16 protein-coding genes are annotated in these 13684 nt (G+C 39.1%); 10 read left to right on the forward strand and 6 right to left on the reverse strand.

The features are described from left to right. Window positions 1–22: 22 nt before the first annotated feature. Window positions 23–760, reverse strand: coding sequence for a DUF6293 family protein (locus tag ABOO_RS05240; protein WP_008086594.1), 738 nt, complete (start codon window positions 758–760; stop codon window positions 23–25). Next, window positions 757–1392: a hypothetical protein gene (locus ABOO_RS05245; protein WP_008086604.1), complete on the reverse strand. Its 636-nt coding sequence runs from the start codon at window positions 1390–1392 to the stop codon at window positions 757–759. Before ABOO_RS05245 ends, ABOO_RS05240 begins: the two co-directional genes overlap by 4 nt. 129 nt (window positions 1393–1521) lie before the next feature. On the opposite strand from ABOO_RS05245, the gene ABOO_RS05250 reads away from it, so the two are divergent. The 6 genes from ABOO_RS05250 to ABOO_RS05275 all read left to right on the forward strand — a co-directional run bounded on the left by ABOO_RS05250 (window position 1522) and on the right by ABOO_RS05275 (window position 7206). Next, a complete protein-coding gene (locus tag ABOO_RS05250; RefSeq protein ID WP_012997309.1) occupies window positions 1522–2823 on the forward strand; it encodes a hypothetical protein in 1302 nt (433 codons plus the stop codon). Continuing rightward, window positions 2823–3659: a hypothetical protein gene (locus ABOO_RS05255; protein WP_012997310.1), complete on the forward strand. Its 837-nt coding sequence runs from the start codon at window positions 2823–2825 to the stop codon at window positions 3657–3659. The genes ABOO_RS05250 and ABOO_RS05255 overlap by 1 nt, the downstream gene beginning before the upstream one ends. A gap of 1 nt (window position 3660) precedes the next feature. Beyond that, window positions 3661–4767, forward strand: coding sequence for a MoxR family ATPase (locus ABOO_RS05260; RefSeq protein ID WP_008086566.1), 1107 nt, complete (start codon window positions 3661–3663; stop codon window positions 4765–4767). Next, window positions 4764–6179: a VWA domain-containing protein gene (locus ABOO_RS05265; RefSeq protein WP_008086585.1), complete on the forward strand. Its 1416-nt coding sequence runs from the start codon at window positions 4764–4766 to the stop codon at window positions 6177–6179. The genes ABOO_RS05260 and ABOO_RS05265 overlap by 4 nt, the downstream gene beginning before the upstream one ends. Next, the gene (locus ABOO_RS05270; RefSeq protein ID WP_008086565.1) at window positions 6176–6847 is read left to right on the forward strand and encodes a hypothetical protein; all 672 of its coding nucleotides are present in this window, start codon (window positions 6176–6178) and stop codon (window positions 6845–6847) included. The genes ABOO_RS05265 and ABOO_RS05270 overlap by 4 nt, the downstream gene beginning before the upstream one ends. Before the next feature lie 95 nt (window positions 6848–6942). Beyond that, the gene (locus tag ABOO_RS05275) at window positions 6943–7206 is read left to right on the forward strand and encodes a hypothetical protein (protein ID WP_241209823.1); all 264 of its coding nucleotides are present in this window, start codon (window positions 6943–6945) and stop codon (window positions 7204–7206) included. 178 nt (window positions 7207–7384) lie between these two features. Here ABOO_RS05275 and ABOO_RS05280 read toward each other — a convergent pair whose 3' ends face one another. The 4 genes from ABOO_RS05280 to ABOO_RS05295 all read right to left on the reverse strand — a co-directional run bounded on the left by ABOO_RS05280 (window position 7385) and on the right by ABOO_RS05295 (window position 10496). Beyond that, window positions 7385–8077 carry an SHOCT domain-containing protein gene (locus ABOO_RS05280; protein WP_008086603.1) on the reverse strand — a complete coding sequence of 231 codons (693 nt, stop codon included), beginning with the start codon at window positions 8075–8077 and terminating at the stop codon, window positions 7385–7387. A gap of 10 nt (window positions 8078–8087) precedes the next feature. Beyond that, entirely contained in the window at window positions 8088–8924 is an 837-nt protein-coding gene (locus ABOO_RS05285) for a hypothetical protein (RefSeq protein WP_008086588.1), read from the reverse strand. After that, window positions 8914–9507: a tyrosine-type recombinase/integrase gene (locus tag ABOO_RS05290; RefSeq protein ID WP_008086571.1), complete on the reverse strand. Its 594-nt coding sequence runs from the start codon at window positions 9505–9507 to the stop codon at window positions 8914–8916. The genes ABOO_RS05285 and ABOO_RS05290 overlap by 11 nt, the downstream gene beginning before the upstream one ends. 335 nt (window positions 9508–9842) lie before the next feature. Continuing rightward, window positions 9843–10496, reverse strand: coding sequence for a hypothetical protein (locus ABOO_RS05295; protein ID WP_008086576.1), 654 nt, complete (start codon window positions 10494–10496; stop codon window positions 9843–9845). 97 nt (window positions 10497–10593) lie between these two features. On the opposite strand from ABOO_RS05295, the gene ABOO_RS05300 reads away from it, so the two are divergent. The 4 genes from ABOO_RS05300 to ABOO_RS05315 all read left to right on the forward strand — a co-directional run bounded on the left by ABOO_RS05300 (window position 10594) and on the right by ABOO_RS05315 (window position 13666). Then, entirely contained in the window at window positions 10594–11148 is a 555-nt protein-coding gene (locus ABOO_RS05300; protein ID WP_008086574.1) for a CBS domain-containing protein, read from the forward strand. Between the two features lie 233 nt (window positions 11149–11381). Continuing rightward, entirely contained in the window at window positions 11382–11951 is a 570-nt protein-coding gene (locus ABOO_RS05305; RefSeq protein ID WP_012997312.1) for a hypothetical protein, read from the forward strand. A 285-nt stretch (window positions 11952–12236) separates the two neighbouring features. Continuing rightward, on the forward strand, window positions 12237–12485 hold the full coding sequence (locus ABOO_RS05310) for a MarR family winged helix-turn-helix transcriptional regulator (protein WP_012997313.1): 249 nt from the start codon (window positions 12237–12239) through the stop codon (window positions 12483–12485). Further along, the gene (locus tag ABOO_RS05315) at window positions 12464–13666 is read left to right on the forward strand and encodes a hypothetical protein (RefSeq protein WP_008086582.1); all 1203 of its coding nucleotides are present in this window, start codon (window positions 12464–12466) and stop codon (window positions 13664–13666) included. Before ABOO_RS05310 ends, ABOO_RS05315 begins: the two co-directional genes overlap by 22 nt. The last annotated feature ends 18 nt before the right edge of the window (window positions 13667–13684 follow it).

Raw genomic sequence — 13684 nt, forward strand, 5'->3', positions numbered from 1 at the left:
TTATTACATAACTCCAAGAAACCTACTTTATTTTATCTAAGAATTCCACCAGCACTTTTCCCCTTTCTGTCAATTGTACTTTTCCATCTTTCATCTCTATGTACTTGTGGTTCTTGAAGTATGCGATTGCCCTATCTGCATTCTCCCTTATCTCTTTCTTGAACTCTTCCAGTGTCTTTGGAGTTTTCAGTGTTTTGAGCATCTCTTCCCATTCCTTATTTTCTTGGCTCTCAAAGTTCATGGTGGGCAATTTCTCTATTATTCCCTTCTCAGCGTGATAAGCATCCACAGAGAGCTTTGTTCCTCTCCTTATGCTCAGATGGCTATAGTACTCTTTCTTATGCACCACATTCATGGTTGCCAAGTATAAAGCTAGAGAGCCCAACTTGTGGCCACAGCTCACATTAAGCTTTATGTCCACATCCTCTTCTTGTATATGCGAGGAAATGTGATCATCCATTGCCCTGTACATTATCCTGTATGACTCATCGTAATTAGTTAAATTCACCTTTATGAGCTTGAAGTTTCCTATTTTTTCCACAAGCTTTGCAAATAACTCCTGCTCCTCATAGCTCAATTCTTTAATCGTTCTCTCAAACTCTTCGTTGGAATAATCGGAGAATATCAGGAGCTTGTCAAATTCCCCTGCGTACTCCATTCCCTCCAAGAATTTCTCCACTTCCTCGTTGTTCAACTTCTTCCTTATATCCTCGTCACTCTTGTAGGTGTAAATCGTGAGAGTGGAAGCGAAAAGCTTCATAGTGCATTACCTCCGAAGAGATATGCAGCGCTGTTGGCAACCAAAATCTTCGTTCTCCCATTCTTCTCCTCCCTTATGAGATTTGCTAGTATTAACCTGCTCTTTGCATCCGATATCGTGGAATAGCCCTTGTTAAGCTTGCTTTTCAATGTCTTCATGTCCATTTTCCCACCTTGGCTGTGTATTAGGGCTTGCAGAATCTGCACCGCCGTGGAATCGCTTTCATTCATTTTAAAAAAGTTCCTCTGGCTCGTGGATAACCTTATGGGCACTCTCTTTATTGTAGTCTTTCCGTTCTCTGTGACTAGGTATATTATTGGAATGTCCATCAGGGCTGCCTTGAGAGCCAATGAGAATGACATTATCTTCGTTCCCCCAGTTATGTTTGCCACAGATGTGTTGTCTATGTGCTCATTCACCTTTGTTATGCAATCGTAGAAGTTCATCGGGTCCACTTGCACCGCCTTGACATTTGAAAGCTCTTTCTTCACCTCATTTAATGCTTTTTCAACTTTCTCTTTCTCTTCATCGTTCACATATCCGTAAAACACCACATTCTCATCCGGTTTGAGTTTCTTGGCTGCTTCTATAACCACCTTCGATGTCCAGCCTAGCGTGGATAGCAGTTTCATTTTTATCTCCTCATGGCGATTAACCATCTTAAAGAATATATTACTTTCTACGAAGTTTTCAAAAGTTCGTGAAAGATGTTAAATAATACCCAAGGATGATTTTTCTACCTTAAAATGGGGGTATTGAAAATGCAAGGTAGAATGTATAATCGGACATCTTATCCGAAAATACCGATTGCGTCAAAGCATTGTAGATTTCGTATTGTAAATGCAAATTATCTGGCTACAGAGCATTTGTGTCGATGGTTCGTTATTCTAATGAGCGATAAATCTCCTATACCTCGCAGAGGAAACTATGCGAGCATGGTGGCAAAGGCGAGGAGCACTTTGCCCTTGCTATTGCCATTTGGATGCTCATATGTTCTTCTAAACATTGAGATAATTGGCAACGAGATGAATCTGATTGTAAAGTCTCCATACAAAGGCGAAGCCATACCTATAGATAGATTGGGACTCTTAGCTTATATGGCAATTGAAATATTGAAGAGAGGAAGTTACAGAAAAGATCCTTTTATGAGTAAATATGAGAAATACTACGATAAGTTTAGAGAGTACATACCCGAAGATTACAGGATAACGGTGAACGGAGAGTATACAACTTTTAATTACCGCACATTGGAAGAGATTTATCAGAAATTTCCAGAGATCATTGAAGATCTAAGTGGTGTACATTCCCCTGTAAATCCCCCCCAATGCCAGAGCTGCCCATTTAAAAATGCATGTGCGTATTTATCCGCAACTGCTGATCTCATGGATTTGCATATGTTAGATTTTTTTCACAACATTCCAAGAATATATCATGCCCTTAGAAATGCGGGGGTAAACGCTCTTCTTTATATAGGAATATACATGTTCAATCGCTTTCGGTACTTGAATGTTGATGAGAGCTTAATAAGTGCTGCAGAGTATCTGTCAGAGGGAAAAAACGTAGCCATATATGTCAGGTTTGGTATAGAGCCAAGAAATCGCATGTTTCTATCGCTGCTGGATGGAAATGTATACAAGGATGCCTACCAGCTGGTTTTGAAGAACCCGAATATGAGAATTTTTGACGAGAGTGGCGATGTGACTGATGAGCTTGTTATAAAGAGCCTCATTCTAAGATCCTTATTAACATCTAGAAACTCCAATGAAATAAACAAGTTTCTCAAAGATTATCCTGAGAACGAGAAGTACATTCTCTATTTCTCCTTCTTAACCAATAATCCTTTCGCAGAGAACATATTCTATGCAAGGGGAACCGTTGACGAGAACGATCCTTCAACCATGTACCTGAACGAGAAAAACGGAGTGGTTGATCTATTAAGCACGATATACAATTCTAAATTGTATAAAGATGGATACATAGAAGTTGATAAAGAAAATTTGAAGGTTTATCCCACAAAAAAGTTGTTGAACACTCTTAGCTCTCTTTGCATGGGGGGAGAATAATGATTCCGGGAGATTTCCTATACACAAACTACTTTTGCAGATCGGCCCTCTTGCTAACCCGTGATTTCTACTCAGATTACAAGCCAAACATGGATTACATCGTGTTAAAATTGATGGGGAAAAAGATATTTTTCAGGCGTAAAGGTAATGATTTCATACTGGTCAATCAATATGGAGAAAAGAGCATATTAAGGAAAACTAAAGCATGGATAAAAGTTCTGATTGCCAAGGCACTGAAGGATTCTGGAGAGAATTTCAGAGATATAAGAATAAATGGTGAGAATGTGGATGTTCATTTTAATGATCTGCTTATAATCGGAGAGGTTGCATCGCAGATTAACACCTTCACCTTGGAGAGACTTACAAACCATTCATCTGGAAATCTTGGGTGCAAAGTTCCCTGCCCTTTTAAAAGATACTGCCAGGATGGCATAGAACCAACTACATCCTACGATCCTCAAAAAAATCTCTATTATCTCACTCTTTACTCATCCATAGTGGATTTAATTCTTAGCTCGGATATTCTGTTAGCTGGCATAAATGTAGTTGATAGGTACATTGACAATTTTGGAAATTTGCAGAGAAAATTAAACGGAATTTTAGCCAAACTCTCACAGGAGATAGGTTATGATAGAGCAGATGCACTTCTCTGGCTTGGAAGAAAGGTTATGATGGGAGAGAGGGTTAAAGACACAGAGCTAAACTTGGAAGATTATGGAGGATACATAACAAGAGTTGGGAAGTGGATAATACCCACAGACAAATTCTGGAATCTGGTTTATGGAGAGGGGAAAGAGGAGAAGATAAGAGGGTTGTACGAGATTTGGGGTGATTGAGATGAGGGAGAAATACATATCCGCAATTAATGAGATTGAGAAGTACTATGCGTTTCCAGATAAGCATAGAGAGCTCATGAAGATCATTCCCCTTGTGAAGAATGGTATATTCCTCATATACGGTTATTATGGGTACGGTAAGACTGTGTATGCAGATTTAATTGGCAAGGTTCTCTTCGGCGTGAATTCTTCTCAAGGCAAGGTAAACTTGAGCAACGAGCTTGGCATACACGATGTGTTCTTCTGGATAGATGCTGGGCAATTGGCAAAGGGAAAGGAGGTAATAGAGCCAAGGGGAATAATAAGCTCTCCGTTTAAATTCATAAACGAGCTGCAGAGAGGAAATGGCAGGATATACAACACTCTCTTATCCCTAATGAGCGAGAAAAAGATAGTGTACAGGGATAGAGTATTTAGCACTCCTGATTTCGTCATGCTGATGGACGCAAATCCAATGGACTCTTCCTCTGTTAAGATACCAAGAGCGTTACTGGACAGGGTAACTGCAAGCTTCACCATGCTCACGCCCAACGAGGATGAGAGGGAGAAATTGATGTATTTAGAGCACTCTTCACCGCTCGATGCCGTTGAGCCAATGCTCACCTACGAAGACATGCAGAAGATATGGAGCGAGGTGGAGAGAATAAAAGTCCCAGAGGGTTTGGTATTCTTATTAACGCACTTGATACACAATTATTTGAATGCCTGTGAGAAGGGAAACAAAGAGTATTTCACGCCAGAGATGATGAGGAGCATGTGCGAAGGATGCAGGTGGAGAGTAGAGCCATGCTCAGAGCTTCTAGAGCCTCTCGGGCAGAGATGGTGGATTGATGCCATAAAGATTGCAAAAGCGAGGGCCTATTTTGAAGGGAGAGAGGTAAACGAAGAGGATGTGTTCTTTGCAGTTAAGTATGTTCTGCCCCATAGGGTACATCTTAGAGAGGACATAAAGATAGCCTATGTATCCCCTGAGCTTTGGGCTGAGAAGTTGGTAGAGAGGATAAAAACGGAGCTAGAAACGAGGTGGATTCCAGCCTTGAATGGAAATGAGAAAGCTTTGAGAGATTCTGAAAGAACGCTTCATTTCATCTTGGAGGGGAGAGAATGAATGTTGAGAACATAATGAAAGAAGTTAGCTCTGAGTTCGGAAAGGTCATGCCTTTGAAAATAGTGGACGATGCTCCATCCGCGTACTTTGACTGGGAAAGCGTCACGCTGCCAAAGAGGTTCTTAGATTGGGATGATGAAATGATAAAGAATGTAATAAGGCACGAATTTGGCCATCTATTTTTCTCTCCCCGAAACCCGGATGTGGGTGTGGTAATCAACTACATAGCTAGCTTGTTTGGTTACGAGAATCCATGGCTCTTTACGAACATTCTCACAGATTTGATTGTGGATACCACGAATATGGAAGTGTTCGGAGAAGAGTACCTGCGTTTTCTGGAGAGGAGCATAGAAAATGCGGATAAAGGAAGAACCTTGAGAGTGATGGCCGGGGTTTATCATGAAAAGGCTGAAAAGCTAAATCTAAAAACCTCACTTCCAAAAAATCATATAGGTAAGGAAATATACAAAATACTCAACAACAATGAGACGGATTTTTACCTGAGAGTTATAGAGATTGCAAAGTTGTTCTTACCCTATTATGATTTTCAAACACCACTTCATTTCAGGATACTCATATTTTCCGATGACTCGCCGGCAGAGATTGCAAAATCTCTCATAAAGGTGAAGGTTGGAAGCGATGTGATGGACGAGCTAAGGAGATTGGCAGGAGAAAGGGGAGGATTCTTGATATCCGATCCAGTCATGGTCGCATACGAGAAGATGAAGATGGTTTCCACATACTTGGAGCTTGAGGAGAGTATGGAAGGCATGGAGAGCAAACAGATCAACTATGGGCCTTGGAGCATCGGTGACGAGCCCTACGAGCTGGACATGACTAAAACTCTAACCAGTTACGGCATAGTGCTTCCCGGAGTTTATTCTACAAAATCCGAGAGCATAGACATGGGAAACGAGAGAGAAGGAAAAAGCTACAGAGACTCAATAATAATCTTGGATTGTAGTGGCTCTATGGAAGGAGAGCCTTTTGAGAGAGCTAGAGAAGCTGCGTATGTTATGGCCAGAGAGATCCAGAAAGCCGGGAAGAAAGTAGGGCTAATCCCATTCTCCGGGTATGTCATTGAAGATAGGGTGGTGTATCCCACAACCGATTCTTCAAGATTGAACGATATACTCACTAGAATCAAGCCGGGGGGAGGTACAATGCTTCAATACGCGCTCCAATTCGCTTTGCAATTCGGGAAAGAATACTATGTTTACATATTATCCGATTCTGATGTTTACGATGTGCGTTCCACAGAGGAGCTTTTGGATGAGTTTAGGGGAAGATGCACTTTCTTCCTCATATCTTATGAAGAGGTAAACAGGTGGTTTGAAAAGGATGGAATAAAGATTGTTGAGATCTCTCCAGATGGTATTGTTAAGAGAGCTTATGAGGAGGTGAAAAAATGAAGAATTTAGATAAGTATGTTAAGGACCTAACGGAAAGGATAAAGATAAACTATGAAGGTTTGAAAATATCCGAAAAGGGTACGGAAATGGAGAAGAAAGCTTACATGGGCTTTTACATTCCTTACCCAAAAACTCTAGATAACGATATAATCATTGGAAGTGAAGTTGATGAAATGGCACCTATCAGAAGATCCTCAATAGTTGTTTGGAGAATAACCCCAAGTGGTTTTGAGCTCATATCTGCTAAGGACCAAAAATTTGAGCACAAGGTTAGGAAAATGATTGAAGAGACAAGAGACAAGGTGGTTTACACTTACGATGAAACAAAGCTATCTCCCAATATTACCCGACTGCTTCAAAGAAGAAGGCTAAAGGACTTGGAAGAATCTGTTGAGAGATTATCATTGCACATGGATAAAAGCGACATACCTGTGCCTTGGGATCCAATTGATTTTGATGATGTATCAGAAGCTTGGAGAAGTGGAGATACGAGGATTGTGAACCTTCACTGCGTTGCCGAAGCCCTGCGTATTTATTCCATCTACCTAATAGTGAAAGTCACAGAGATGATAAGAAGCTTGAACACCGTAACCCTAGACCAGTTCATGGTGAAAGGAAACTCCAATGGGAAGATAAAACTTCCAAAGCTGGTGGATTCGACTTACTAAATCACTCAATTTTCATACCACCACCTTACTTTATTTTATGTAATATTTACTTCGGAAGAATATTTTTATTTACCTTATAAATAGATATAATTGAGATGAGTAAAATGGTGAAATATATGAGTAAGGATTACGGAATAGTGGAGGAAGTAAAGATTGAGGGTGTAAAGAATGTGTCTGAGAGAATTGCAGCGGAATATAAGTATATCATAGAGAAATATGGAATTCCAGAAAAAGATTGGAAATTGATAAGTCAAGCCATAGTTAAAGAAAAAGATGGAAGATCTTTTGATGTGTTGAATATAGAGTTTCCAGATGGACATATTAAGATCATCTATTTCGATAGAAGTTTGATCTACTGAAAGATTTCTGAGAAGTTGGGAGAAGTTAGAAAGTAATTATGGAGATAAGAGAGCATGTTGCAGCTATAATAAAATCTACAAATTGTTGGGGTAAATTAGGTAAAATCTCTCTCATGTTTATGAACTTGTTTTGAAGATCCGTGACAAGCTATTCAGATGAATTGTTTATGAAATGGAATTACAGCTCTTTCAGGATGTCCTCTTTCTTCCTCTTGTAATCTTCCTCGCTTATCAGCCCGTCATCCAATAGTTCTTTCAAGCCCTTTAACCTCTCCTTTACTTCCATCTGGACACTTTGCTTTTGTTTTTGTTGCTGGACATTCTTTTGCTGTTGGGCTTTCTTTTGTTGCTTTGCTAACTTCCTCATCTCCCTTTCGTATTCTTCTTCCGCCCAGAGTTGATATACCATGGGATGTGTGATGTATATCTCAAACGCTACCTCAAAGGCAAATGCCGTTGTGAAAAAGAGGTAAACCCAGAAAAATGTAGCTATCGCAGTGTGTAAATCATTAATTGGGCTCGCAAAATAATCGAAATTTCCGCTCCAATACACTATGAGGTAGAGGGATGCCAGAGCCATCAGAACATACCCACCTGTGTTGCAGCACAACCTTGAAAACCACACTCTCTTTGACTTTCTCCAGAGAGCATACGGGATGAAGTAAAGGTAGAGAACAAACGGAATGGCAATTGCGAAGAATATTAACTTGGAGAGTGTATTCCCACTTGAAAGTATATAGTGCCTAAACACTTGTGGGTTAAATGCATGCAACCCGTAAAGTCCCGTGAAGAAATAGAAAGCGAAAAATATTGCAAAGATTATGTCATAGTAGTATATGAACGCACCCAGATAATCCTTCTTCTTCGCCATCTACATCACCTCACAATACACCTCCGTAGATTATCGCTCCACCTTCCATCTTCGGTATCTCCCATTCTTCCTCATCCTTCATGTTTATGTAAATTATCGCTTTCAAATCTTCATTGTTCAAAGTCAATTTCTCTGGATGTTCTCTATCCACCACAACAACCATTCCCTTTCCACGCTTGACATACCAGAACAGCTCTCCCTCAACCTTGTCAATCACCTTTCCATCCCTGTATAACTCAACGAAACCATAGATGTGCTTTTTGAGAACGGGTGGCATTTTGGGGTGCAACCTTATCATGTCTCCTTCCAATCCCTCACCGTCTTTCTTCATCCTTATCTCTCCCCTGTATTCTTTCACGGGATAACCCCAGCCAACAACTCTCAAAGTCCCGTTCTTCAACTCTACCTTGTCTATCAACCCCGCATGGAGCTTCCAGAGGGTCTCGTTATCAACCAAGTATCTCGCTTTCCTTGTGGATATGTGGTAGAATTCCTCATCCTCCGTTATCCACTCAAACCAATCGCTCTTTGCGAAGGTATCGTTTATGTGTATGACCTCGTAATTGATTTCTCCCCCGATTAACTTGTTCTTTACGAGGATTATTCCCTTTCCCGTCTCCAAAATCCCTTCCACATACGGCAGGTACTCTCCCACGAACACTCTCTTTCTCCAAGGTTCTACACAATCCAAGCATACCAGAGATTCCATCTCTATGGTTCCGTAAATGAATGGGTCTTCGCCGTACCTTTGCGGTTTAATCGTTATTTTGCCACTCTTGAACACGAACCCGCCAACCCAAACTACATCTCCTCTATACTCTCTCCAATCATACTCATCATAATACATTCTCACCACCTCTAAATCCGCTCCATCCAGCAGTTCTTACTTTTATTTCCTCCACATCCTCATCAGTGAAGGGTAGGTTTAGATAGTGGTTCATTGCAGTAATCGTAGTATGGCCTTGGGACATTGCTATCAAAGGCATTGCGTTTGGATAACTGACTACGAGCCAACTCTCCCATGTCTTGCGGAATGTTTTTACGCTTATATTCCCCAGCCCTGCTTTCTTTCCCCAGAAGGTTAGCATGTTGTTTAGGGTTATTCTATCTGGCATTTTATCTACATACAGAATAAAATTCTCCACATGCGTTATTCCTTGCGTGGAGAGATAAACATACCTTTCCTTCATCGTTCTCTTCTTCTTTCTGGACGCTTCGGGAGGGAGATAAATGCTCCTCGTTTTCTTGTCAAACCACTCTGGATGTTTTTGAAACCTTTGCAATTCTATGTATCTCATCCCCGTGTAGAGCAGGGCATTTATTATCTCCCTGTACCTGTATTTCAGGTCCTTGCGAAAGATTGTGTCAAGGAATGTGTCATATTCCTTTGGGCGCAGTATCCTTACACCATTCTTTATTATCGTTCTCATTTAAACATATATAATCCACTTTGGAAATAAAACACCTTCGTTTCGTTTATTTTAAACGATACTAAAACTGCCCCTTCATTTATATACTCCATGGCTTTGAAAAGGCATTTATGGGGCTCTAATAGTGTCGTTTTATCTTTAAACGAAATCATTTATCCATTTATGCATTTATCTTGCTGTTGAAAATGGAGGAATGTAGGGAATTTATACCTCGTTTATTGGTTTATGAGGATAACAAGATTCATTTATCTATTTATAAATGTAGATATGCAGATAATCTCAATGGCCAAAGTTATCATATTTAGCCCATAAGTTATCAGTAGAAAATAAAAAAATCAAAGAAGTTTCTGGCGGAGTTGCTCGTAGTCTATCCCTGCTTTCTCGGCAAGCTTCTTCAATTCTCTCTCGGCATTCATTACTAAATCTCTCGCTCTCTCTTTCCACATTTCAAAGTTCTTTTTCACTTCTTCAATTCCTTGCTCGGATATCTCTAAAACTTCCAAAACATGCATTATTCTGCTCTTCATCGCATCTCCAAAGAACTTTTCATAGCTATCGTACATGCGTTTAAATTCGTTCTCTTCGCTGTGAAGGCATTTCAGGGACTTAATTATGCCATCCATGTCAATTAAGCCTCCCCTATTTACCCAATCTATTATATCATTCTCTATTATGCCTTTGGCATACATTTCCACAGTTTTGGCATTTTCCCTTATGATTGCTGACATTTTTCTAACAACATCATCTTCTCCATCCATTACCCGTATAAATGCGAGATTCGCATCCCAGTACTTGCTTGCAAGCCCGGACATGTGCGAGCCTGCAATCCAGCCAATTTGTTTTCCTTCGTAATGCTCTTTCCTTATGTAAAAGAACCATCTCAGCTCGTCCAGCTCCTCTTTCTCCTTGGATCCATACTTCACTCCCTTCTCGCTAGTAGGATAGCCCATCTTTCCCACATATTCCCAAAATTTCTTTTCTTCATTCATTTTTCATCACCATGTTTGCCATTGTTTCCAATATTATTAAATTTATTGCCGAAATTATTCCGATAAGAATAAATACTGCCATGCCATTTATTGTTTTATGATACCATCTTTGAGTAGCATAAAGGAGCGAAGAAGAAGGCTGGGGTGGAGTCAAAAAGAGCTGGCAAAAAGGAGTGGAGTGTCACAATCAGCAATAACGAAGATAGAGAAGGGTGACATGAACCCATCTTACACGCTAGCGGTGAAGATTTTCAATGCCCTGGATGAAGGAGAGCGAGAGAAGTACAAGGGAAAGAAAGCAAAGGATTTGATGAACACTACTGTGATATCTTTATCTCCCAAGGATAGAGTGAAAAAAGCAAGAGAGTTGATGAAAGAGCACGGGATAAGTCAGATACCGGTGGTGGAGAGAGATAAGGTTGTGGGGATGATCACGGAGAATGATATTCTGGAGGGATACGAAAAGCACGGAGCTGGGATAGTTGATCTCTTGGTTGAGGATGTTATGGGTCCTCCGCCAATTGCAGTGAGAAAAGATACGAGCATGGATGCCATTGTTGAGCTTTTGAAGCAGGAGCAGGCGTTGCTCGTCGTGGAGAATGATGAGCTCTTGGGAATAATCACCAAAGCAGACATAGTTTACAAGGGATGAAAGTTCGTGAAATATTTGATATATGACTTATCAAATGTTTCTCCGATGAACACACCAACAAATTTTTTAGGCACTCAATATGGAGAAAATTCGGTTAAGGAGGCGAGGTAGAATGTTGACGGATTCCTTGATAGAAGGATATGTAAAAACGAGGGAGAAAGAATACCTAATGGCGTTAATGCAAGTTATGAGTGAAATGGAAATAAAGGAGTTTGCATCGTGAGGTGATGTGAATGGACATGATAGATGTGTTTTTAGGGGTCATGCAAGTGGATGGCGGGGATGTAATCCTGCATTTCAATTGGGATGCCGATACACGGAATTTGATGGAAATACAAGAGGAATTTGAAATCGATGGAAAAATATACATAACTTTAGCTGCACCCTTGCAGGACATAGGAACCTTGAAAGATTATGGCATAATAAACAAAGGAAATAAAACCACATTCAACGATACGGTGAATAAAATTCTTGAAAGATGGAACTTCTTTAAAGAGAAATTGAAAAATGGAGAAATAGAAATGCAAATACTCGCAGAAAATCCATTCATTGTAATAGACGATGATAAAAGATTCGCTTTTTTCTTGTTTTACAATATAATATTCCTTGCAGAGATAATTGGAAAGTATAGAAGAAAGGAGACATACAAAAAATTGAGAATACGATTCTCATCCCTTGAGTACGGAGAAGGAGAATTGGATGGCACGATTAAATTGAAAGTAAAAGAAATTGACACCACCGATAACGAGGAACTATCTTCAGCATTAGTAGAAGCAGTATTGAAAGAAGAGGGAGATATATAATGGTATTTCGTGAATAGAGGCATTGAGAGTTTAATTATTATGTTTTCACTTTCAGAATTATCTTTTAGGAAGTTAATATTTACATATATAATGTGGGGTTCTACTATTCATAAATACCCCCAGATTTTAAGTTAGCTAGTGACATTTATTTTCACATGTCAATCTGTAGCGCTCTTTAACCAAGATAATATCTCTTATCGCCCTAGAGTTTATAGCTTCTTCAATTAGTGCATGTTAATTAAATGTTAATCATATTCATATATTCTGTTTATTATTACGCGTATCATGGATGCTAAATTATTAGCATTTCTAAAGGACGGTAAGTACAGAATTAAAACATTGGAGTTACTATATAAAAAGCCAAGACTTTCCAGCGAGTTGGCCACTTTATTGAACATAAATAGGGCATCTATGAGTAGGATTCTAAGTGATCTAAAGAAGAAGGATCTCGTCGAATCTACATCCGATGGAACTAGAACTGTTGTTTATACTATTACAGAAAAGGGGAAAAAATGTCTGGAGGAGTTAAAATGAGTAATGTAAATGGGAGAATACTAAATCAAAATGGAGGTAATATAATGTTAAATGAGAAGAGAAAACTAAAGAATAAAGCAATTGATTTCTTAAAGAGTTTTGGTGAAACAGATGAAGATAAAAGAAAAATAGAAGCAAAGTTCAGAAATATAAATGGAAAAACAGGTAGATACAATGTTCCTGATGATTTATGGCAAAAAAGAACGGCTAGAAAAAATAGAGTCTTAATTTCATGGAAGACTGTGAAAAAGAACGGTCTTACTTTAGAACAACTTGAAACTTTTTACGGAGGTGTAGTTGTAGAATTTATTAACGATGATTACTTCAAAGAAGATCCAGATGATGAACTATTCAACAAACTTAAAAGTAGATTAGGTTCGGATGAGATAGTATCATCTATGATATCTATTAGAAATGAGGATGGTACATCTTCTTCACAAAAAGAAAGGGCGGCTATGGAAAAATTAGAAAAAGAATTCCCGGATTACAAAGAACATATAATAAAAAGAAAAGGAGGTGTGAGATATCGCGGTACAGGTAATGATGTTTGGGAAGGTTTTATCTACTATTCAATCAAAGGTGGGCAGCAAGATACCAGGAATGCATATGACGAAACAGGAATTAAACCCCCTCAACTATTTAATCCGGCCTCTGAGTATGCCAATGAAGAGGTATCGTTAGACATTGATCTTGTTTTGATTTATTTTGCAATGTTTAGTATAGATAAAGATTCTCTTGACACTCAAAAGAGAGATAAGTATGAGATGCTACTAAAAAGATTGGAATATGTATTGGAAAATACTGAATATGATGAAGGAAACCTTTTGGAATACTGCAGAAATCACCCTAGTTTACTTTTGGATGAGGGGAAATTGTATGATCCAATCCAAGTAGAAGAAATAAAAATTACTGATTTTGCAATTGATGACAAGAATGATCCACGCTCTATAGACATTGCTCACGATGAGGCAGTTAATAAAGAGAAATATTACTTTGACAAAAAACATGGGTGTATTTTAACCGCTGCTAGACCAACAAATCTCTTCTGGTCAAGGCATTCCTCCAACATGATGCAGCAAAATTACACTTTAGAGGAGTACTTTATGAAAGAAGAAGAAAGAGTAAAAAAGCGAAAAGAGAAGCTCAATTATAACAAATCAAAAAAGTTTTTATATGATTAATGTATATTTAACATGTGA

Origin of the sequence: Aciduliprofundum boonei T469 (assembly GCF_000025665.1) — an archaeon.
Classification (GTDB): domain Archaea; phylum Thermoplasmatota; class Thermoplasmata; order Thermoplasmatales; family Aciduliprofundaceae; genus Aciduliprofundum; species Aciduliprofundum boonei.